This is a genomic window from Sporosarcina luteola, from assembly GCF_007991495.1.
GTDB lineage: Bacteria > Bacillota > Bacilli > Bacillales_A > Planococcaceae > Sporosarcina > Sporosarcina luteola.
In genome coordinates, this window is sequence record NZ_BJYL01000022.1 from 1 (window position 1) to 21,817 (window position 21,817).

General features: G+C 43.2%; 22 protein-coding genes. 6 read left to right on the forward strand and 16 right to left on the reverse strand.

The features are described 5' to 3' along the window. Positions 1–182 precede the first annotated feature (182 nt). The 4 genes from SLU01_RS08610 to SLU01_RS08625 all read right to left on the reverse strand — a co-directional run bounded on the left by SLU01_RS08610 (position 183) and on the right by SLU01_RS08625 (position 3,205). The gene (locus SLU01_RS08610) at positions 183–983 is read right to left on the reverse strand and encodes a hypothetical protein (protein ID WP_147057320.1); all 801 of its coding nucleotides are present in this window, start codon (positions 981–983) and stop codon (positions 183–185) included. A 102-nt stretch (positions 984–1,085) separates the two neighbouring features. Next, a complete protein-coding gene (locus SLU01_RS08615) occupies positions 1,086–1,505 on the reverse strand; it encodes a GyrI-like domain-containing protein (protein ID WP_170232642.1) in 420 nt (139 codons plus the stop codon). 14 nt (positions 1,506–1,519) lie between these two features. Next, positions 1,520–2,263, reverse strand: coding sequence for a GyrI-like domain-containing protein (locus SLU01_RS08620; protein ID WP_147057324.1), 744 nt, complete (start codon positions 2,261–2,263; stop codon positions 1,520–1,522). A gap of 63 nt (positions 2,264–2,326) precedes the next feature. Further along, complete coding sequence (locus SLU01_RS08625) at positions 2,327–3,205, reverse strand: DMT family transporter (RefSeq protein WP_147057402.1); 879 nt, start codon at positions 3,203–3,205, stop codon at positions 2,327–2,329. Positions 3,206–3,360: 155 nt separating this feature from the next. On the opposite strand from SLU01_RS08625, the gene SLU01_RS08630 reads away from it, so the two are divergent. Further along, a complete protein-coding gene (locus SLU01_RS08630; RefSeq protein ID WP_147057327.1) occupies positions 3,361–4,110 on the forward strand; it encodes a DUF3888 domain-containing protein in 750 nt (249 codons plus the stop codon). Between the two features lie 35 nt (positions 4,111–4,145). Here SLU01_RS08630 and SLU01_RS08635 read toward each other — a convergent pair whose 3' ends face one another. Both SLU01_RS08635 and SLU01_RS08640 read right to left on the reverse strand, forming a co-directional pair. Then, positions 4,146–5,171, reverse strand: a complete 1,026-nt coding sequence (locus SLU01_RS08635; protein WP_147057329.1) for an NAD(P)H-dependent flavin oxidoreductase — start codon at positions 5,169–5,171, stop codon at positions 4,146–4,148. Positions 5,172–5,198: 27 nt separating this feature from the next. Further along, positions 5,199–6,347 carry a PstS family phosphate ABC transporter substrate-binding protein gene (locus SLU01_RS08640; RefSeq protein WP_246110938.1) on the reverse strand — a complete coding sequence of 383 codons (1,149 nt, stop codon included), beginning with the start codon at positions 6,345–6,347 and terminating at the stop codon, positions 5,199–5,201. Between the two features lie 194 nt (positions 6,348–6,541). Between SLU01_RS08640 and SLU01_RS08645 the strand changes: the two genes are divergently transcribed. Then, positions 6,542–7,582 carry an ArsR/SmtB family transcription factor gene (locus SLU01_RS08645; RefSeq protein ID WP_147057331.1) on the forward strand — a complete coding sequence of 347 codons (1,041 nt, stop codon included), beginning with the start codon at positions 6,542–6,544 and terminating at the stop codon, positions 7,580–7,582. A 5-nt stretch (positions 7,583–7,587) separates the two neighbouring features. Continuing rightward, positions 7,588–8,811, forward strand: a complete 1,224-nt coding sequence (locus SLU01_RS08650; RefSeq protein WP_147057333.1) for an MFS transporter — start codon at positions 7,588–7,590, stop codon at positions 8,809–8,811. A gap of 62 nt (positions 8,812–8,873) precedes the next feature. Here SLU01_RS08650 and SLU01_RS08655 read toward each other — a convergent pair whose 3' ends face one another. The 3 genes from SLU01_RS08655 to SLU01_RS08665 all read right to left on the reverse strand — a co-directional run bounded on the left by SLU01_RS08655 (position 8,874) and on the right by SLU01_RS08665 (position 11,499). Next, positions 8,874–9,578: a hypothetical protein gene (locus tag SLU01_RS08655; RefSeq protein ID WP_147057335.1), complete on the reverse strand. Its 705-nt coding sequence runs from the start codon at positions 9,576–9,578 to the stop codon at positions 8,874–8,876. Continuing rightward, positions 9,578–10,381, reverse strand: a complete 804-nt coding sequence (locus SLU01_RS08660) for an ATP-binding cassette domain-containing protein (protein WP_147057337.1) — start codon at positions 10,379–10,381, stop codon at positions 9,578–9,580. Before SLU01_RS08660 ends, SLU01_RS08655 begins: the two co-directional genes overlap by 1 nt. 143 nt (positions 10,382–10,524) lie before the next feature. Next, positions 10,525–11,499: a Rieske 2Fe-2S domain-containing protein gene (locus SLU01_RS08665; protein ID WP_147057339.1), complete on the reverse strand. Its 975-nt coding sequence runs from the start codon at positions 11,497–11,499 to the stop codon at positions 10,525–10,527. A 188-nt stretch (positions 11,500–11,687) separates the two neighbouring features. On the opposite strand from SLU01_RS08665, the gene SLU01_RS08670 reads away from it, so the two are divergent. Then, the gene (locus SLU01_RS08670) at positions 11,688–13,001 is read left to right on the forward strand and encodes a uracil-xanthine permease family protein (protein WP_147057341.1); all 1,314 of its coding nucleotides are present in this window, start codon (positions 11,688–11,690) and stop codon (positions 12,999–13,001) included. 193 nt (positions 13,002–13,194) lie between these two features. Here the strand turns inward: SLU01_RS08670 and SLU01_RS08675 are convergent, their stop codons facing one another. From SLU01_RS08675 to SLU01_RS08700, 6 genes are all read right to left on the reverse strand, one after another. Continuing rightward, entirely contained in the window at positions 13,195–13,389 is a 195-nt protein-coding gene (locus SLU01_RS08675) for a YwbE family protein (protein ID WP_147057343.1), read from the reverse strand. A 2-nt stretch (positions 13,390–13,391) separates the two neighbouring features. After that, on the reverse strand, positions 13,392–13,997 hold the full coding sequence (locus SLU01_RS08680) for a class I SAM-dependent methyltransferase (RefSeq protein ID WP_147057345.1): 606 nt from the start codon (positions 13,995–13,997) through the stop codon (positions 13,392–13,394). Positions 13,998–14,106: 109 nt separating this feature from the next. Beyond that, positions 14,107–14,895 (reverse strand): ABC transporter permease, encoded by a 789-nt coding sequence (locus SLU01_RS08685; protein ID WP_147057347.1) that lies wholly within the window; start codon positions 14,893–14,895, stop codon positions 14,107–14,109. Between the two features lies 1 nt (position 14,896). Continuing rightward, positions 14,897–15,673, reverse strand: a complete 777-nt coding sequence (locus tag SLU01_RS08690; protein ID WP_147057350.1) for an ABC transporter permease — start codon at positions 15,671–15,673, stop codon at positions 14,897–14,899. Next, positions 15,670–16,650 (reverse strand): ABC transporter ATP-binding protein, encoded by a 981-nt coding sequence (locus SLU01_RS08695; protein ID WP_147057351.1) that lies wholly within the window; start codon positions 16,648–16,650, stop codon positions 15,670–15,672. Before SLU01_RS08695 ends, SLU01_RS08690 begins: the two co-directional genes overlap by 4 nt. 121 nt (positions 16,651–16,771) lie before the next feature. Further along, positions 16,772–17,803 (reverse strand): ArsR/SmtB family transcription factor, encoded by a 1,032-nt coding sequence (locus SLU01_RS08700; RefSeq protein ID WP_147057353.1) that lies wholly within the window; start codon positions 17,801–17,803, stop codon positions 16,772–16,774. A gap of 367 nt (positions 17,804–18,170) precedes the next feature. On the opposite strand from SLU01_RS08700, the gene SLU01_RS08710 reads away from it, so the two are divergent. Continuing rightward, positions 18,171–18,737 (forward strand): RNA polymerase sigma factor, encoded by a 567-nt coding sequence (locus SLU01_RS08710; protein WP_147057357.1) that lies wholly within the window; start codon positions 18,171–18,173, stop codon positions 18,735–18,737. Further along, positions 18,715–20,286 (forward strand): DUF4179 domain-containing protein, encoded by a 1,572-nt coding sequence (locus SLU01_RS08715; RefSeq protein WP_147057406.1) that lies wholly within the window; start codon positions 18,715–18,717, stop codon positions 20,284–20,286. Before SLU01_RS08710 ends, SLU01_RS08715 begins: the two co-directional genes overlap by 23 nt. Before the next feature lie 107 nt (positions 20,287–20,393). On the opposite strand, the gene SLU01_RS08720 is transcribed toward SLU01_RS08715, so the two are convergent. Further along, positions 20,394–21,623, reverse strand: a complete 1,230-nt coding sequence (locus SLU01_RS08720; protein ID WP_147057359.1) for a hypothetical protein — start codon at positions 21,621–21,623, stop codon at positions 20,394–20,396. Positions 21,624–21,817 lie beyond the last annotated feature (194 nt).

Below are 21,817 nucleotides of genomic sequence, written 5' to 3' on the forward strand. Positions count from 1 at the left end.
GATTAAACGTGAGTCCCAACTCTTCATGCAATCCATCCAACCTTTATCGTTCGTGACATCCCTTTTGAAAAACATCGTTAGATTTGTGCTACTTTTGCATTTTCATGGATAATAGCGTGGTAATCTCCTGTTGGTTTAGACTCCAAAATACCTTCGATGTCCTATTTCACACAAATTTCTATTCATACATCCAACCAAAAGTAAAAAATCATGATATAAGCAAGCTTTTCCTCAGTCGAAATATGAGTGCCAAACCCCACATATTCATGATGGGCGGTGCTTTGGAAAACCGGATGGGCTGCATAAGGAAATCTTCCGTACCGATAAGATGCTGTCCGTATCCCTTCCTCGTCCGTCACATCGATATCACCGGCCATATTTTCCGCGTCAAGCTGTCGCCAAACCGTGCCATCCGCATGATATAGTGTTCCTCGGTTTTTTATTGCCGATTTTGATAATTGCTGTATGTATCGTCCGATGACCGTGCCATCGGGCTTCTTCAATGTCAACGTGAATTGTTTCACATTGTTTTTTATATGGAAAGTTGCTAGAGGACGTCCATCCATTGAGGATATGTCATATTCAACAGGGACCACCATCCCTTTTTCAAACAATGAGAAAAAGAGAAGGCCATTGCCGAACCGCCCTTTTGTTGGTTGGATTTGAAACAACGGCTGCCCGTTCTGATCAACATGATATAATTTCGGCAAAACCGACGGCACTCGCTTCAGAATTAATTCTCCTACACTCTCCAAATCCCATTTACTTTCAATCACTTCATGATCAACCATCTTTTCATAGGCATGTTTGAAATAAAACCCAGCACCCAGCGCAGCCAATCCGCCAATCCCTATTTCAAATAAAACATCGCCATTTACGGAAAAACCCTCATACCAAATGAAATAATAGAGAAAGAAGAATAAAATTAATCCGATACCGCCAATGAAACCAAAAATCGACGTCTTTCGATAAATTTCTTTCATGATGCCATCTCCTTGCTTTACTCTCATCTACGTTACGAAAACCATTTGGATTCACAATTAGGGTTTAATTAAAAAAAGACCCGGCAAAAGCCAGATCCCGCATTACTCTATCGCCACCCAAACTTCCGTCTCATACCCGTCGAAACCAATCGGATGAATGTATTTTTCAAATCCATAACTATGTCTAAGCTTCACATCCGGGTTTCGCAGCAACGCATCAAATGCTGCTGGGATCGCTCCGACCCCACCTTCAACTTTCGCGACGATAAATTTACCTTCCGGAATCGTCAACTCCTTGGTGTCTGTGAAGCCCTCTGCTAATTGCGCATCAATACCCGCCAGGTAATGAAAGTTGCCGTTCCCCATGCCTAGCGTAATCCCAAAAGAATCTTCAGGTGTAGCACCTTTTTCTTCTATAATCCCATTCAATTCATCCCATAGCTTCGGAATCTCCGAAACCGGGCCATTCATTTCATAGCCTTTCACTGTAAATTGCTTTACAAGTTCAATCCGTGTCTCCATTTCCCTCATCACCTTCACTCAATCGGCATCCAAATTTCAATAATGTCTTCCGTCACGCCAGCCGGATGGACGTATCGCTCGAAATCATAGCAATCTCGTAGTTGAATGTTATCCATTTGAATGATGTAATCATACGCAGCCGGAATCCCCGGAATTCCACCTTCCACTTTTGCAACGATGAACTTGCCGGCTGGAATGACGACTTCTTTCGTGTCCGGGAATCCATTTGTCAATTCTTCTTTCAACCCTGCAATATAATGGATGACATCATTCTCCATGCTTAAACAGACGCCAAACGATTCTTCCACGATGACATCTTCCTCATTAATTACCTTGTTCAACCGATCCCATTCTGCTGGGATTTCCGAAACAGGCCCCTTCACTTGATACCCTCTCACTGTAAACCCTTCGCTTTCCACAATACGTGTTTCCATTTCCTTCTCCCCTTTGCTTAATAATTGATCGATTCCTTCCATTTTCCCTTGCAGTTCGTCAATTTCCTGCTCAATTTCTTTTTTTCGGTTCATCAACAACCGGTCCATCTGTTCATCTCCTTCCCGCAAAATATCGGAAAGGGATACGCCGAAATTCCTTAATGTTTTGATTCGAACGAGCTGCTGCTGTTCCTTTTGTGAATAGAACCGGTATCCCGATTCCGGGCTTACAAAGGCAGGCTGGACAAGTCCAATTTCCTCGTAATGTTTAATCGCCTTGGTTGTTAGTCCGACAAGATAGGCGGTCTTCCCGATCGATAGCATTTTTCCCCTCCTTCAACTCCATCTTAAACTCGCCTCTTAGGGACAGGTCAACAAAAATTCTTCTTATAATTGAACCTGTTTTCGTTTCGACAAAAAACTCAACTTTGTTTCTGATAATATAATCGCAGCAAGTATCAAAACCGCACCGATCCCCATCTTAATCGTAAGGATTTCACTTAATAGGATGACGGAAAAGACCATTCCCCATAACGATTCCGTCGAAAGGATAATTGCCGCCTTCGTTTCCGTAATGAATTTCTGCGACACGGTTTGCAATAAAAACGCAATTGTTGTCGAGAAAATGCCTAAATACAACAAGGAAGTCAAACCTTCAGGCTGCATGCTGAAAGATGTTTCGCCTTTCAACAGGACAACGATGAGTCCAATCACAGCTGCAGTTGACATCTGGACAATCGTCAGAACAATCGGGTCTTCCTGTTTTACGAATTGTGCTGTGTAAAAAATATGAAATGCAAACCCGATCGCACAACAAAGCGATAAGAAGTCGCCAATATTAACCCCCGCCGACCATTGCAGCGACAAAACTGCCACTCCGAACATCGCAAGAAAGGCGCCAATCACTTCGAAGAGATCAAGCTTCTTTTTATAAATCGCCAGTCCGATAAACGGCACGATGACTACGTTCACCGCTGTCAAAAATGCATTTTTCGAAGGCGTCGTAAATTGAAGACCCACTGTTTGCAATGCAAAAGCGATATATAGAAAGATCCCCAAAATAGCTCCTTTGATCAGTACACTTCTAGTAACGAATTTTAATTTCTTGTAAAAAACCGCGCATAATAAAACAGCGCCCATTAAAAACCTACCCGCTAAAATTTGGTAAGGAGTGTAAGAATCAAGTGCAACCGCACTTCCGACAAATCCACTTCCCCAAATAATCGCAGTAAAAATCAAGCCAATTTCACCAAAATATTTACGCATAAGCTCCCCCGATACCGCATTTTCATTATCACTCATTATATCGCAATTTAGAAGATTCACTAGCATCATTTTAGTACAGTTTCTAAAAAGCAAATTGCGTATTGTTTCATTCACATAGGAAAACCTAAACATAAACCCAGTTAGGAGGTTCCAAATTGAAACGGTTGTATTTCTTCATATCACTTTTTGTATTCTCATTGCTTATTCTACCTGTGTCACCGGATGCAAATCAGCCTGACATTAACCATAAATCCCTCCAAGATGCACTGTTGGCCACACTTCAACCGCATATTTCCGAAGGGATCATCGATTATTATGGCTATGACAAATCGTACAAACTGCACGATGCCGAAGTTTTGGACATCAAGCGCGAGAAAGAAGACGGCTTTGCTTTCACGGTAGAGATTCGCGTGAATACGTTTGAAACTGCGGAAAATCCACCGTACGGTAAAGAAACAATACAATTCAGCATAAATCCAAAAGGCGTTAAAATGCTCGACTTTACACATGCAGGTGATGAAGAGGAAAAGAGGCTACAGGAATTTTATAAAGAAGTGCTCATCGACATCAAACAATCTTTCCACCTCAATTTGCTTCCATACGAGCGATATGATTATAATCAGCTACGGTATAAAGCAGAAAAACAAAATGAATATGACTCACTGTCCCATATCGCGGAAGAAATCATCATGAATATCCTCAGTCCTGAAATTCAGCCGCCATACAAAAACGTCATCGACCCCGTAACGTTCATAAAAGGCGATGAAGGTTTTATTCTTTTCAAGAAATCCGACGGTACTAACTTTTACTATAAAGTCCTGAAAGAGAACGGGATTTGGAAGGTCATCGAGCAAGAAAGCGGGAAAGGGAAAAAGATGAAATATGACTTATTGTGGTATATGTAAGCAAATTCCATGAGAAAAAGCATGCACTAGATGATTCAATCCAGTGCATGCTTCTTTCCGATGAATTTCTCAACAATCTCCTTCACCGTTCCGCCAACCGTTTCATGGACGCGCTCCCCCGCCCATAATGACATGAACTCAGGACGGCCTTTCGCTGCCGCTTCACTTCGAATCTTTTTCGTCAAATCGTTTTGATACGGATACGGAGCAATCGGTATACCTTGCATGAGATCGATGAACTGATTGCGAATGCCTCTTGCCGGTTTACCGGAGAAGGCCTTCGTCAGCACAGTGCAATTTTCCGTCGATGCCAATACCGCTTCTTTATAAAGCGGATGTGCCCCACTTTCTTCGGTTGCAAGTAATGCGGTTCCGATTTGGACGGCTGCCGCTCCGCGGGCAATTTGCTGTTGGAGATGCTCCTTATTAGCGATTCCACCAGCAGCAATAACCGGAATCCCGATAGCTTCGATGATAGAAGACAGTAATTCATCAAGCGGCAGAAGCTTTTCACTGAGGAATGAACCGCGGTGACCTCCCGCTTCTTTGCCTTGCGCGACGACTGCGTCCATCCTGATATTTTCCGCCATTACCGCTTCTTCAACAGTTGTTGCGGTTCCGATCAAATAGATATTATGCTTTTTCAGTTTCTGAATTACCGCTTCATCCGGCAATCCGAATGTGAACGAACAGATTTTAACGCCTTCTTCGACAAGTACATCGATTTGCGCGTTAAATGAGGATTCTGACAGAGGTGCTTTCCAAAAAGGCATGCCGAGTTTTTTGCCAATCGGCTGTAACCCTAAATATGCCTGGCGCATCAGTTCTTGGTCCATTTCCACGTTTTCCGGTACAAATAAATTAACGGCAAACGGCTTATCCGTAAGTTTTTTCACTTCACGGATGAATTCCCGTGTTGCTTCTTCGGATAAATAGCCTGCGCCAATGGAACCTAAAATTCCTGCTTCCGACGCAGCCGCCACAAATTCCGGCGTTGTCACACCAGCCATTGGAGCTTGGATAATTGGATGTTTAATTGCCAAACTGTCTGTTATCGTCATAGCGCCCTTCCTCTCTTACCTATAGAGTTATTTCCCAACCGGTACATATCCTGTCTTCTTTATAATTTCTTGTCCTTCATTCGACAATATCCATTCAATGAATGCTTCGACATGTGGATTGTCACTTCCTGCTGTCACAGCGTAAAATTCATTTGTAATTGGATAGTCTCCTAACCGGATCGAGTCTACGGTCGGTTCGACACCATCCACCGCTAGCAGACGAATTTTATTGTTTTTCACCATTTGCGTCGAATAATATCTGAATGTGTAGCCGATTGCATTTTTATGGTTTTTATAGTCGGACACTTCCCCGATGACCGTGCCCATGAGCGACATGACATCCTCTGTCGGCGGCTTCATGATTGGCGTAAGACCCATGAAATTTTGCAATGCCGTTTGACTGCCGCTGTTTTCAGGACGTTGGAAAGCGCGAATCAGATCATCTTTCCCGCCGACATCTTTCCAGTTCGTAATTTCTCCGGAATAAATCCCTTTGATTTCATCCTCCGTCAGGCTTTTTACGGGATTTTTGGAATTGACGAAGAAGACGAATGCTTCTTTCCCGATTGGTGTCAACTTCAACTCCTTGCCCGCATTTTCCGCTTGGTTCAGCTGTGTTGTAGATGGCCCTAAAACGAAAATAATATCCGCTTTTCCGTTGATTAAATTCGTATAGGCAGCTCCAGTCCGATTGGACATCACTTCGCTATCATAGGGCTGGTACTCTTTTTCAGGATATACGGCTTGCGCGAATGCAGCGTAGATCGGATAAAGTGCCGTCGCCCCGTCGATGACCGGCAAATTGTCCTCGATGTGCAAAGACACGGGATCCTTTGAAGTTATAACCTTCGTTCTTTTTTCAAACGGCTGGTATTCAGTTAGATTCACTTGACCATCCGTAATAACAGGCCGTGTTTTTTCATAGATGCCCGGTGCCGCGAAAAGAAGCGATACAGCAATGAGGGCCGCCGCGCCGACCCAGAATTGCTTTTTATAGTTGAACAGTTCAAAACGCGCCATGACAAGCATTGCACCGAATGATATGTATGCTGCAATGACGAGCGGAACAAAATAACCCTTGTTTGAAATATATAATAAAAACGCAGCCATGCCAGCTAACGGGAACACTAATGCCCAGATGAATAAAACTGATAATATCCCCCAAAACTTTCGCAAGACGCCTCCCCCTTTTTGACGATGCTCTCTTTCAAACAGTATACAATATTGCGGAAATAATTGGGTGGGAACTGAGAACTAAAAAATGTTAACTGCTCTTCAAGTTGTTCTAAATATATAGAACTCAAAGTTCAATAATTGCTGAATTAATTCTCTGACTTCTCTATACTTAACAACAAGGAGATGAGGCAATTTTGAATACACTATCAATTAGCGGAAAAACAAGAGAGTCCTATCAAGTAGAATTTGAGTGTTCTTTACTATGGGAATGTGCATTAGGTATCGCCGCCATTACAAATACGCCGCTACTGGATACGTTGGAGAAGGAGAAGGAATTTGAAAGATTTTCGAATGAACTTCCTGCCATACTAAAAACTGAGCTTACATACGTAGAGAAGAATAATACTTGGAAAAGCCTATTGCAGCTTTTACATGTATTCGAAGGAGATGATATAGCAGAATTTACAAAGTTCATTCACCAGTTATCAGTTGAAGATTTAGCCTATTACTGTTTTCCTTTTGTCGGTGATCACTTTCAAGAAATAAGAAGGCTAGCTTCCCAAGGCAAAGAGGATGCAGTCCGACAATTAAAAGAAATTACGAAAGATAACAGTTTCTTCCCTGGTTACATCGAATTTATCCACAAAGCGAATATGGATGAGCTGAAAAACCATCTTCAAGGTGTAATGACTCTTTGGTTTGATCATGTCATTCTACCGCAAACTGAAAACTTATCGGACATGCTCAAACGGGATCTAGCAGAAAAAAAAGCAATGAAGGAAAAACTGACTGCAGAGGAATTTGTAGCTTGGGCAACTAACGGAACAGAGTATGTTCCTGAACCAAGTGTGTATAGGGTTTTACTAATCCCCCAGGTGACCTATCGGCCGTGGTCAATCGTTTCTGATATTGAAGGTACGAAAGTGTTTTACTATCCGATCGCTAATTCTAGCATCCATCCCACGGATCGATATCTCCCTGATTTCCTGTTGCTTCAGAAATATAAAGCATTGGGGGATGAAGTGAGGCTTCGCATGTTGAAACTATTGTCCGAAAGTGATTATACGCTTAAGGAAATCACAGAAAAGCTTAATATCGGTAAATCGACTGCACATCATCATTTAAAACTGTTGCGAGCAGCTTCACTTGTCGGGATTCAATCTTCGAAATATACACTGAAGGAAACTTCCATTTCTTCTTTATCTAAAGAGCTGGAACTTTATTTCAAACAATGAAAGCAATGAGGAAAAGTAGTTCTTTATTGAAAAGTCGAGACTTCGTGGCATTATGGGCAGGCAGTGCAGTTTCCGAATTAGGCGGTGCGTTTGGGACGTTTTGCAACTCGGTATTGGTGTACGAGCTAACTGGATCCAAAATGGCCTTGGGCAGCATGTGGCTGCTCTACTATATACCATCTATTCTATTGCAACTTATTAGTGGGCCTTTTATCGACAAGTGGAGCAGGAAATGGATCATGATTTTTTCTCAATGGACAAGGGCTGTCATCTTTCTTCTGCCGCTTGCAATTCTCTCATTTGGGATGATTGAAGTTTGGCATATTTACGTAGTTCAAGTCGTCATCGGACTAATTACACCCCTTTATGTTCCAGCAAGTCAGGCCATCACACCGACAATCGTCGTTCAACAACAGCTTCCTGCCGCAAATGCATTTCTTGATGGTACAACGAGACTCATGCTTTTCTCAGGTCCCATTTTAGGCGGGATTTTTATCGAGTCAATCGGCGTGCGCCCTACATTATCCATCGTCTGTATTTTACTGATAGTGAGCGGCTTCACTTTATTATCCGTGCATGAAAAAAGAGCACCCCAAACAATCCGTAAAACGTGGCTTGCACAGTTTCAGGAAGGGATTCACTATTTCTTTCGTCAACGAACAATTGTATGGTTAGGATTTTTTCTGGCATTTGTACAATTTGGAGTCGGCGTCACCATGGTCATTAATCTTCCTTTTATTACAGATGTGTTAAAAGGTGATTATCAAGAGTACGGTCTGTTTATGGCCGGCTTTCCACTCGGCTATGTAATCGGATCATTCATTGTTGGTAAACTGCCTACCATAAGTCGAAGGAGGTTGATGTTAGGCTCTCTCGTGATTGGAGGATGTACATATATTGCCTTAGGAGTGACACAAACTATCCTTTTAGCAATTCTTATCGAAATCCTTGCAGGAATTGTCATGGTCTTATTCAGCATCCATAACTTGACAATTTGCCAACAACTTATTCCAAATCAACTGATGGGGAGTGTAATGTCCGTTCGGTTAGCGATTATTCGAACAGCTATGCCGCTTGGAATACTAGCAGGAGGGGTCATCAGTGAACTTTGGGGAATTCGTCCATTATATATATTGATAGGTACAATCATCGTAACTGTTTCACTAATTGGGATGATGATGCCATACTTTAAATTCATCGATCAACCTACTACGATGTCAGCAGAGTAATAGAAAAACGGTGCCTGACAGAAATAATCCGTTAAGCACCGTTTATTAATCCGTCTTTTGCATTATCTCCCTTTCCGGTAAAACATCCGGATTATTACTAGGAGACAAATGAATGAATAGAAAACGACCCAAGCGGTATCCATCCAAAAGCCTTTACCGATCTCCAACGTTTCATCTGTGAAATGAAGAAGAATTTGCGAAACTGGCGGTAAAGGAAGCAGTATCCATTTGAAAATATACGCTTTCCCAATGATTCCTTCTTGGGCAATCGAAATAGCGATGACCAGCATCACTGATAACCAGGCAAATTTCTTGGATTCCACCTTACTATTGGAAAAGAACGAACCGACGAGAATGCCGAAGACTGCGAAAAAAAGATGACCATAAATCGCTAGACTTAGATGAACAAATTGAGGTGTCTCTTTAAAGCTATTCAATAACAATGGATAAACCATCGCAATGAATCCTAAAATCAACGCAATAAGAAAACAAACAACCCATTTCCCCCATAAATAATCTCTTTTGCTCGGCAGTTGCACGAAGAGTAAATTCATCTCGCTCTCCCCTTCTAATGCAAAGACATTCATTGCCACCCATGTCATGACTAAATAAAGAGAAATGCAAGTAACCGCATAGCTACTCATAATCGGAACACCGCTATAAGTGTAGAAAAGGATAATCCAGCCGATGAATAGTGTGAGCGGTGGGATGAATGTCAGCGATCGAACATAACTACTCAGTTGATAGCGAATGAATCCCCCAACCATTACTTCAACTCCTTCACTTCTAATATGGAACAGTTTTTCCGCAATAGTTCTCGTAGCACGTGATCACTTACATCTCCTTCGACTGTGAAGACTGCAATATTTCCGTCCAAGTGCATTTGACTGACAGGAAGTCCTTTCAAATCTTCTCTCATACGGTATTCAACCCGGATTCTCTTTTGTGAAGCTGCCTTCCCAATTTGAATCATAATTTGCCCGTTTTCAATCTGTAGAACTTCCTTCGCCAAATTAGTAACAAGAGCTTCTTCATGGGAAGTGAAAATGATCGGGATTTGTTCCTCTCTTAGTAGCCGTATGAGGATTTGCTGAGATTCTGCGTCTAGCCCTGTTAGCGGTTCATCCAATAACAGGAGATCTGGTTTCGTGATGAGAGCCTGAATGATGCCTACCTTTTGTCTTGTTCCCTTTGAACATACTTTTAGCGACGTATGAAGAAACGGCTCTAAGCTGAACATTTGTGTCAGCTTTATTAATTCTTTTTCAATAGAAGCTTTCGAACCACCCTGAAAAGATGAAGTCAACAATAAATACTCTTTCACTTTAAATCGCAAATTCTCCGGAAAATGCTCAGGTACATACCCGATTTTTCTTGCGCTTCCTTCTACTTTTCCGCTCGTTGGTTCAGTTATCCCAGCCAAAATCTTAAGCAATGTGCTTTTACCTGAACCGTTTTTCCCACGAATTAATAACCTTGTATCATTCGAACATTCAAGCGAGATATTTTGCAAGATTTGACGACCATCTATTTCCTTGTTAACTTGAACAGCCTCCAAAATGAAAGACATATGCACCCATCCCCTTTACTTTAGCGCTTAGTCATTTAGCAAAAGTATACAGCATCTGGAAATGGCTGGTCTACGTGCACTTTGTTCTCAGAGCCCTTCAAATGAAAAAAGGTGCTGAACAGGATCTGTCCGGCACCTTAATATTATGCTGTCCCTAATTCTACTCCTAATTCCTTCAAATACTGTCTGTACGCGATGCTCATCCGATCACATACTAATGAAAGTTCAACTTGCAGGTCAAGAGGCAGTTCCTCAGGCTTTTGATTTTCTACGATCGGCTTGTCCTGCGCGAAGATCTCATCTTGGAATTTTATGATCGCTTCATCCGACAGTCCAGTTTCATAATTGAAGGACAAAATGCCGTATGCAACTGAACGTTCCCCATCGATTGGACGAACCGTCAATAAAATCGTCATCAATGTATCGTTTTCCTTGTCCCTTTTCGTGAAACTGACCGTAAATGGACGATGGATTTCATATGTGTAATAAACGTATTTCGGAATGCCTGAACCGTCTGGATCTGGTTGGAAAATCGCGATTTCGTCCGAAAAGATACGGTCCCCGTCTTTAGTCACTTTGTAATCCATCACTTCACGATGAGTTTCTGTTCCCAACGCACCGACATGCACAACAGCAAGATGGCCGACGTCTAGAAAGTTTTCAATAATCCGCGGAGGTTTCGCAACAACTTCCTGCGGTCCCCAGATGACATTATGGTAACTATTATCCGCCATCGGTTTGTAGTCGAAAATCTCCGGTTCGTTCCCAGCGAAATTCACCCAGATCAGACCATATTTCTCGATGCAGCTATATGACGATGCTTTCGCTTTTTTCGGGATTGCTCTTCCTTCAGGCAATTGTGGAATATGCACACAAGCGCCTGAATCATCATACTCCCAAGCATGGTACGGACAGACAAGACAATCGTTCTTCACTTCGCCAAGCGATAAAGCCGCCCCTCGGTGGATGCACAAATCCTTGAATGCATGAACGCCTTTACTATTACGGAAGATAGCGAGGCGCTCCCCCATCAAGACAACTTGAATCGGCTTTTCTTGAACATCCTCCGATCGGCAAGCGACAATCCAATCCTCTAGCAATACTTGATCTTCTACCATTTTGACTTCCTCCCGACATGTTTTCGTAACTTCATCTTACTTAATTAGCAATGGATTCGTCAATACAAAAAGCGAACATTTATCAATGACGTTTAATATATAGTTCGGTTTTTGTATACAAATTGGTGTTTTTAAACTATAATTCAATTGAAAATAAGTCAATCTACTTGAAAGCGGGGAAATCAGTTGTGGCTAAGAGTGACGGAAATGGAATTATTATTGGAGTGAATGATAAAGTGGGGGCCCCTAAAGCATTCATCTTAGGATTGCAGCACGTGCTCGCAATGGATTTGTATATTGCGCCGATTATCATTGCCGGATTGCTATCATTAACAATTGAAAATACCGCGTTCTTTATTCAAATGTGTTTTTTGGCGACAGGGATTGCGACATTGATTCAAACAGGTGCGGGCATTAAAATGCCTGTCGTTCAAGGTCCATCTTATGTACCGATCGGTGCGATTGCAGCCATTGGAGGAAAACTCGGACTTGGCGCGATTGCAGGAAGCCTAATTCCTGGGGCGATTTTGGTTGCCTTGCTCGGTTATCCGCTGAAATGGTTCGCAAAAGCGGTCAGAAAGGTGATACCTCCTTTGGTCGGCGGGACCGTCATTATTATTGTCGGCATCGCTTTAATGCCGATCGGATTGAATAATATCTTTCTCGCGGAAGGGAATATCGGGGATAATATCATCATCGCTTCGGTTTCAGCTGCGATTGTCATCATCTGCATGCTGTTGGGGCGAAGACTCGGAGGACTTGGTACGTTTTTCCGTCTTGTATCAGTGATTCTTGCGATTGTAGGTGGAATTGTAACGGCAAGCTTCTTTGGGACAGTCGATTTCAGTCCGGTTAAAGAGGCTGCATGGTTTTCATTGCCGACATTGCTGCCGTTCGGAAAGCCTATATTTGACATGGGCGCGATCATTTCCATGATTTTTGTCTATTTAATTATCTTAATTGAAACGACCGGTACTTGGTTTGTTGTTTCTTCCGTTACCGGAGAAGAGTTGGATGAAAAACGGCTGAATCGAGCTTCTGTCGGTGAAGGGCTTGGCTGTTTCGCAGGTGCGCTTGTCGGCAGCACGCCAATGACGGGCTATTCCTCCAATGCAGGGCTTCTTGCCATTACAGGTGTCGCAAGCCGGACCGTCATTATGGTAAGCGGGGGAATTCTCATCTGTCTCGGGCTCGTTCCGAAACTATCAACAGCAATCACTTGTATTCCAGAACCTGTCATTAACGGGATCTTCGGCATTGTCTGCGTCGCAATCGTCACAAACGGCATGAAAGTCATCCAGCCAATTGTCATCGACGACCGCAACATGATGGTTATCGGGATTCCAATTTTATTGACGATTGCAGTTACAGTTTTGCCGAAAGAAGCGCTTGCAACTGTTCCTGACTGGGCGAACTATATTTTATCCTCTGGGATTACAGTGGGTGCGTTGGCGACTGTGCTCTTAAATTTGATCATTCCGATGAATAAAGCGAAAGAGTAGATGTTTATTAATATGAAAACCGGCGAAGGACAATGGGTGTCCTTTCGCCGGTTTTTGATAGGTGTTGGATTTTATTTGGGCCGGTCGCTTTGGACGCGCAGAGGGCCGCTTTGGACGTGCGGAAGCCCCCTTTGGACGCGGACTCCTCGACTTTGGTCGCGCGGAAGCCCGCTTTGGACGCGATTCAAAAAACTTATTCCAAAATATCGCTTACTCTTCCAACTTGTCCATCTTCCAGCCTCACTTTAATGCCATGTGGATGGAAGCTTGAGTTGGTCAATAGATCCTTGACGACCCCTTCTGTCTTTACTCCTGTTCGCTGATCCTTTTTCAAGATAACTGCGACTTTTATTCCCGGTTTCACATCACTTCGATTACGTCCATCCATCTTTACGCTTCCTCTCTTTTTTGAAAAATACTTTGCACGACATGGGCTTGTCCTGTATGAAGCTGCCCTTCTTCACGGGTCACTTCACCGACGTGGAAATGCTTTATAAAGTATCCATCGAACTTTTGCAAAATATCAGCAGGATTCGCAAGCATTGCCAAATCACGCGGTCCGCCTGTACCATAACGAAGCTGCTCTTTCGTATATAACTCGCTCACATAATAACCGCCGACTTTCAACGACTGGTGTACACCCGACACCGTTCTGTTCATGACCTCCGGAGGTAAATGGCCGAAAACGTGGATAATCGCATCCCACTGTTCCGATTCCCATTCTACGTCCGCCAAATCATGCAGCTCAGTCTTCACGAAAACGCCATGTTCATCCGCTAGTTGTTTTGTCTTATCGAGCCCAGCTTGCGCATAATCCCATGCTGTTACATCATGTCCGAGAGAAGCTAGATAGACGGCATTTCGCCCTTCTCCTTCCGCGATGCAAAGCACTTTTCCTTTTGGGAGCATGCGTGCAGCTTCCACAACAAATTGATTTGGCTCTTTTCCATATACATATTCTTCCGAAGAAAAACGATCATGCCATGAGTTTGTCATCAGCTCTCCGTCCTTTTTTGAGTTAATTCCTACAGTTTATCATACTACTAATGCTTCCCATGCAAAAAAGCCCTGATGAGACAACTCCATCAAGGACTCAAACAATACTTTATTCCAAATCCATCGTTCCTTTCACACGCGCCAAGTATTCGGCATAAACAATCAACAGCAAGCTGATAATGAAAAATACGCATCCTAACAGGAGTTCCTGACTCAAAAGCGTTGTCATTTGTGAGTAATCTCCATTGTTGACGATGTCTTTCGTTAATCGAACCCCGCGCGTTAATGGAATAAAAACCGCTAGTTGCTCCAACCATGCCGGCATGACGGAGAGCGGATAATTCGCACCGCTTAACAAAAGCAATAGACTCGCAAGCAAGTTGGACCATAAATGCATAGATGGCGACCATAAGCAAAACGTTGCAATGATCAACCCTAATCCGCAGGCAGAGAAGATGGAGACGAGCCAAATTACGAACAGGGACAGGAAGGCGTCAAAAGGAATAGATAGTCCAAATAGCAAGATGCCGAACGCCAATCCAAGTACAGCTGTGAACGCGCCGTTTACCACATGGGCAAGTGATCTGGAAATGAAAAGCGATGCTTTGTTCGAAGGTGTGCTCATGACGAGCTGGAGCGTTCCCATTCCCCGATCCGATGTAATGACGGACATCATGCCGAAGACGGAGTTCATCACACAGAGCAACAATGCATTCGCAGCGATATACCCGGCCAGACCCTCCCCTCCATATACATAATTGACGAGAACCGCGAAAAAGAGCAGCTGGCTTAACGGATTCAATACCATGACGAATAAATAAACTTTCGGTTCGAGCCAACCAAACAATGCCTTATAAGATAAGACGCTATGCCGAAAAAATCGTTGTAATGCCGCCATCTCAATACACTCCCAACTTCCCGTTAATGCGGGCTTTATTCTCAACCGCCCGGTAGCAGAAATAACCGAATACAATGTAAATCAGCACAAGGGCAAGCAATGCAGTCAAGGGCATTGCCACCCCGGAAAACGTGGCGTTCGCTTCAGTCGCTTTACGCAACAGCTCAATCGCCCAAGTCGGCGGCAGCAGATAGGAAATCGGCTTCACCCAGTCGGGCAAAATCGAAATCGGGAATAGAAATCCGCAAACGAGATAGATCGGGTATTCAATGAAGTTCATTAATGCGTTCGTCTGCCGGGAGAGCGTGAACGCGAGCGACAGGAAAAAGGAAAAGACCGAAATGGCAATCAAAACAAAAACAAGCGAGCCGAAAAATAACAAAGGTTGCATAGCTGGCACTTCAATCCTAAACAGCAGCGCAAGATACAGAAACGCGATGCCCATGGAAATCAAACCCCAAACCATATTGCCGATAATCTTTCCGATCAGGATGGCAGCAAACGAAACAGGTGCCACGAATAAAAGCTCCAATGTGCCATAAAAGCGTTCCCGCTGCACATCGCTTGCCGATGAATAGACGATCGAAGACCAAAGCGCCATGAAGCCTGACCCTAGCACGACATAATGGAATAATCGCTCAGGAGAAGAACTGCCGTATATGAAAAATGCCAGCGTAGCTAAAAATAACGGGTTCACGATGATGATGAACTTGAACATCGGGCGAGCAATTGAAAGGCCCATCTGCACTTTCACCGTATGAAGCAAAGCCCGCATCATTGCGCATCCCCCCCGACTAGTTGTACATAGACGTCCTCAAGTGTCGGTTGCATGATGGCTAAATCTGAGATGCTCATCTCGTCCACGAGCTTATAGATCTCGGGGATGACGGCTTGCGGCATTTCGGTTTGCAGACGGACAGTCGTCATGATCTCATCCTGTTCGTGCTTCACATGACGAACATGCGGCAGCCGGGACAATTCTTCGATCATGCTTGCACTCACGTCAGTCAGCTTGCATTCGATGATTGACACACCAGCTGTTTGCCGTTTCATATTTTCCGGCGTATCCACCGTAATCAGTTCCCCTTTGTCAATAAACGCAATCCGATCGCACAGCTCATCCGCCTCATACATATAGTGGGTCGTCAGTAAAATGGTCGTCCCTTGTTCATTTAATTTCAATAAAATATCACGCAGCTTCCTCGCGCTGACAGGATCAAGTCCGATCGAAGGTTCATCAAGGAATAGGATATAAGGTCGATTGATAAGCCCTCTCGCAATTTGCAGCCGCTGCTTCATCCCTTTGGAGAAAGTCTCAACACGTTGATGGGCTACATCCGCAAGTCCAACAAGCTCAAGTAATTCCAAAATGCGATTCTTTTGTTCCTGCCGAGGGACTTTATACAAATCTGCAAAGTAAGCAAGATTATCATAGGCAGACAAACGCCAATATAAATTCCGCTCCCCGCCAAGAATGAAATTGATATGGGGACGCACTTTCATATGCTGCGTGACAGGGTCCATCCCGAGTATTGAAATCGTCCCTGAATCAGGGATGAGCATTGTCGTCAACAACTTGATCATCGTCGTCTTCCCCGCCCCGTTCGGACCAAGCAACCCGAAGATCTCCCCTTTGTGAATTGAGAATGAAATACCTTTTAACGCCTCAACTTCCTTCTTCGTCTTTTTGAACATGCCCACCTCTGTTTTATACACCCTCTTTACGTTAGAGACCGTGATGACAGTTTCACTCATGCAAATACCTCCCTATGTTAGATAACTATCTTATTAGATGATTGTATTATATAGAAACTATTTGTCAATGAAAATAAAAAAACGCAGCCTCTAGGCCACGCTCTTCTTATAACGCCAAATACTATCTTCCTAAAAACGTCCTAACATCTGTCATTAACTGGTCAACCTTCTCTTTGTCGCATGTGAAATATTTAATGTTGCCGACCTTCTCTTCCTGCACCAAATCTGCTTTTTTCAATAGTTCAAGATGATGGGAAACTGTGGCGGTTGTAATCCCTAAGTACTCAGCAATTTTTGCTCCGTATTCCCGCTGACCTGATAGTAAACGCAATATGCGCAAACGATTCCCATCAGCCAATACTTTCAACTTCGATTCAAGCTGTTTGCTCGTGTCCATGACATCCGATAGTGGTACAGCACACCCGTAGATGATGATGCAAACCTCTTGATTGAAGAGCCGGATCCTTCCAGGCGAGCTATAAAATGTTGGGATGAAATAAAACATTTTGTACTGGCTCGTCCGCCTGAACGACTTACCCATTACGTATTGAGCAAGCGCAAGAGGCTCCATGGAAATGGACTGTACTTCCTTCTTCGCCTTTTCTGCAATCTCCTTTTTTTCATCCAACGCTCGCTGGAAGATTTTCGATGAATTGATTTCAAGAAGAAGGGATGAAAATCGGTGTCGATATTCTTTGATATTCATAAAGAATTCAATGATCGCCTCCCGCTTTTCATCCGTATCCCAGAGGATTGTCTCCTCAAAAGTTGTCAAAGAAGAAGGAGAATCTAGCAATACTTCGACCTGCGACAACGGAATATACTCGGAAAAGAAATCGTATACATACGCAGAGTCGCTTAGTCGATCTACCGCATCCACAAATTCCCGTACATCATAGAAATAAGGGCATGGCAACAGAAAATTGAGCAAAGGAGAAAACCCTAAACCGAGCGTTTTTGGCCACGTTGCAATGAATTCCTTCGCCTCACCTGATAACTCCGTCATCACTTTTTCTCCGTCGACTTCTGCAAATTCATTCTTCTTCGCATCCATTAAAGCTGCCATCAGAGACAGCGCCTCGACAACCGGAGAATGCAAATGTTCAACTACCTCCACATGATTCCTTTGCACTTCTTCCTTCTCAAATGCCACGGTAGGTCCTCTCCCTTCTTAAGAAAAGCCGTATTCCTCACTGCTGCTTATCAATCTATTATAACAGGACAAGGAATAGCGAGCGAATTGGCCATGTTCGTCACGGCTACCCCACCCGACAAACAGTTTATCACTGACTCTCAGGAGTTTACCACCGAGTTTGGCCACTTTACCACCGATGCTCAACCGTTTACCACCGTTGCTTGACACTTTACCACCGTTGCTCGACACTTTACCACCGATTCTTCATATTTCTTCAACATACATTTCAATAAAAGTCCTCAACATGAAATTTTCTCGGATTCAAACCCGTTATACTGAATGAAACACAAAAAGACATGCGCATGTCCGTTTCAAGGAGGTCACTATGGAAGAGGAACAGTTTTGGATACAACAAGTACTCGCAGGCGACAAACAAGCCTATGCATATATTATTAATAAATATAAAAACCAACTGTACGCGACCATTTTTCGGATGACGAAAAATCCACAAGATGCACAAGACCTCGTCCAAGAAGCGTTTATTAAAATATACCGCAACCTCGATAAATATGATGCAAGCGGCTCATTTTCCGGTTGGCTTTACCGGGTCGCCATCAATCATTGCATGGATGAGTTCAGAAAAAAGCGGTATTCCTTGACGCAGATCGAAGTTGATGAAGAGAAGGTCGTCAACCCGAATCATCCTGAAATCGTCTTTTTGAAAAAAGAGAAAAGCCGACAGTTGGAACGGCTCGTTTCCACCTTGCCGGAAGACGAGCGTCTGATCATTCTGCTTCGGTATGTGAATGAAATTAGTTACGAGGAAATCGGTGAACTCATGGATATCCCGTTATCAACGGTGCGCAATAAGCTCCACCGCGCGAAGAAGAAGATGAGGGAAACCGTTAAACGTGAAGGAGGATATTTTTATGAATTGTCCAATGGCGGATAAGTTATCACAATACGTCGACCAACTTCTTTCCGAACAGGAGCAGCAAATTATAGAAGATCATATAAAATCATGCCCGTCATGTGAGGAAGTTGTTCATGCATTTCGAAAGGAACAGCAGTTTATTAAAGAAACACTGCAAATCCCTACGTTGCCTGACAACTTCAATGATCTGGTCCTCGATCAGTTGGAGCCTTACGGAAAAACAAAAAAGCGTAGATGGACAGCTGTCTGGCAGCGCGTTATGCTTACCGCGGCAGGTGTCGTATTGGCACTTGGCATCGGAGCGGCCGTCAACCCTGCGTTCGCACAATTTATCGGCGGACTTTTCTCGACAGACCAAGTCGATGATGGATTGAAGATGGCTGCGGAGGCGGGGCTTACCGAACGAGTTAATTTGCAAGTCGAGGATAACGGTCTGACATTCATCGTGGAAGATGTCATTGCGGACTCTTCAAGAGTTTCGCTTTCTTATAAAGTGTTGAATAAAAACGGATTACCACAAGATACTTATTTGAGCATGGCCGATTCTGAAAATGATATAACGGCTACCGACCAAAGCGGAAACGTATTGGACAGCCTAGGAACAGGATGGCAATATGGAAGCGATTATGGAAACGTTGAATTCTCTTTACGCGATCAGGACAACGTAGAAAAAATGACAATTCACTTCAACTTAGTAGAGCTTAATGGCGTAAGAGGAAGTTGGCAGTTGGAAGTTCCTGTTGATTTGCTAGAAACCCGAAAATTGTCGGATATAATCGATTTGAAAGATGCAACTGTCACCAGTCATGGCGTACAAGTCAATTTAAAGAAACTGCAATCGTCACCTTCATCTACGGAACTATATTTTGAAACTGCACTTACAAATGAAGAACTGAGGAGATCTGAAGAGGTAATGCGCCGGTTTGAAGAACAGTTCGGCAAGGAAAATATCGACTCGCTTGTCATCGGAAACACGGGAATTGAATACCATATCGAAAATGCAGCCGGTGAAACAATTTATTCAACAGAACGTTCAACAGATTCCGGCATGTTACAGGGAACAGGTGAAGATATTGACAGCATCGGTGGTACTTCGTGGATCCACTCATTCATTCCTAAAAAAGGGGATCAACTGACATTTGTATTGGATGGCGTTCATAAAATAGAACCTACAGACTTTTCGATTGCAATGAAACCAAAAGACATTCGAAAACATCCAGTGTCATTCGACTACAAAGGAATGCATTTAACTGTTAAAAGCGTGAAAAAGCCACTGTTCAGTACCACTCCTTCTGTAGTCATCAAATTAGAAGGTGGTATGGAATCCCTAGACGCAGACTTCGGCAACTGGATTGCTGTTGATGGAGAAGGAAATGCTTATTCCGCAAATTTCAGCGGTTCCATCTTGGATAAAAAAGATGAAAACGGCCGCCATATCACATCTCTAGACTTGGAGTTGGAAGGTTTGAAAGAAGTGCCTGAAGAATTGACATTGCACCTCGTCACAATGAGTAACTATTACCCCGTTGAAGATCAATGGAGGATTCCGTTGACTCTTGGAAAATAAAAAGTATGGCTGCCTATGCACATCAGGCAGCCATTTTTCGTAGTGAATCATATTACCCTTTAACGGAACGTTTCTACAAAATCACTAGAAACTTGCCCTTATCTCGCTTACTGCCAATTTCCACTCAGCCAAAGACCGCTAATTCTTTCATTCTCATCATATTCGACGCGAAGTTGTTTATCGCCGATCAAGTAATTGAACCAATAATAATCAACCATCATAGTTCCGTCGTCATCCTCGGGGCCATAACTGCTCTCCGGTTCACCAAACAAATCTTTTATCGATTCCAAATCATTCGTCAAGGACGCGCCGCTTAGCGTGATGAAAGACACTCCCCTTGTCCCGCCTTCATTATAAAAATAAGTGAATGGACCGGGGATTGAATAATATCGTCCTCCCTCGTAATAATCATGGTCCTTATATGTTGGCGACACAGCGAGCACAGAATCGATCGATTGGTCAAGGCGGACTCCCACTTCAACCAATTTCCCTTCTTTGATATGGTCAAGGATTGTTTCCGTAATTGTCAACTCAGGAAATAACACATAATCATCATTGTTTTCGTGCCAATCTTTAGTAATCCTTTCTCCAGTTTCCCAGCCGTAATAAACATCATCTGTATATTGTTTTTCATGGTAGGTTTCGAACTTGCCAGCTGTCTCATCCCATTTCCATGTCGTATAATACCAACCGATACCACCTTCGTCCGATTCAAAGTTGTTATATGCATATGTTTGAAGAAAATCATCTTTCAATAATTTCATCTGATAATGTGAAACAGTAATGGCGTCATTGTCATCAAAAAGCACTTTTTCCAGTTTTCCATTTCGATAGTGCCACATTGTCAATGTATTGATGTTGGATGCTTCAGGCTGAACCCAGGCAATCAATTTCCCGTCTTTGAAATCATATGGGTCTGAAAATGCTCGGTCTAGATTCAGATAAACATCCTTCATCCTTGTTTGAAGATATCCATTCTTTTCACCTTTGGGTACTACGTATAACGCAACATCGCCATTATACTGCCGCTCCCCTTGTGAACCTATCGCATAATCACCGTCAAATTCTTCAATGCTACCCATTTCGTTCAGTAAAAATATCGCCGTCCCTTCATCGACGCCCCATTTGTATAAAGCTTTTTCATTTATCTCTTCAAGAGTTTTCATTTCTTTAGTAGAATTCATTTTGCGATCTACCTGTGGTGATCCGTCACCTCCAGATTGCTCCTCTTTTTCACTCAGTGGTGGACTTTCAGCAAGATTTCCATCACCTTCACTTTGACAAGCAGATAACAAAAACAATGAAACAAGCAATACTAAAACTTGATTTTTCTTCATACCATTTCCACCCCATAGTATCATTTCTTTCAATCGTACCATCGGCTGAGGATTCGGGCTATTTTTGAACAGATGAAACTACGTATAGCAAGTTTATTGAATAAGCGCAGTCCAATTTCGTCACAAAGTTGTGATAATTAATCAATCCCTTTTATATCATGCCTGGAGCCTTACCGACAAAGCTTCCTATAAAT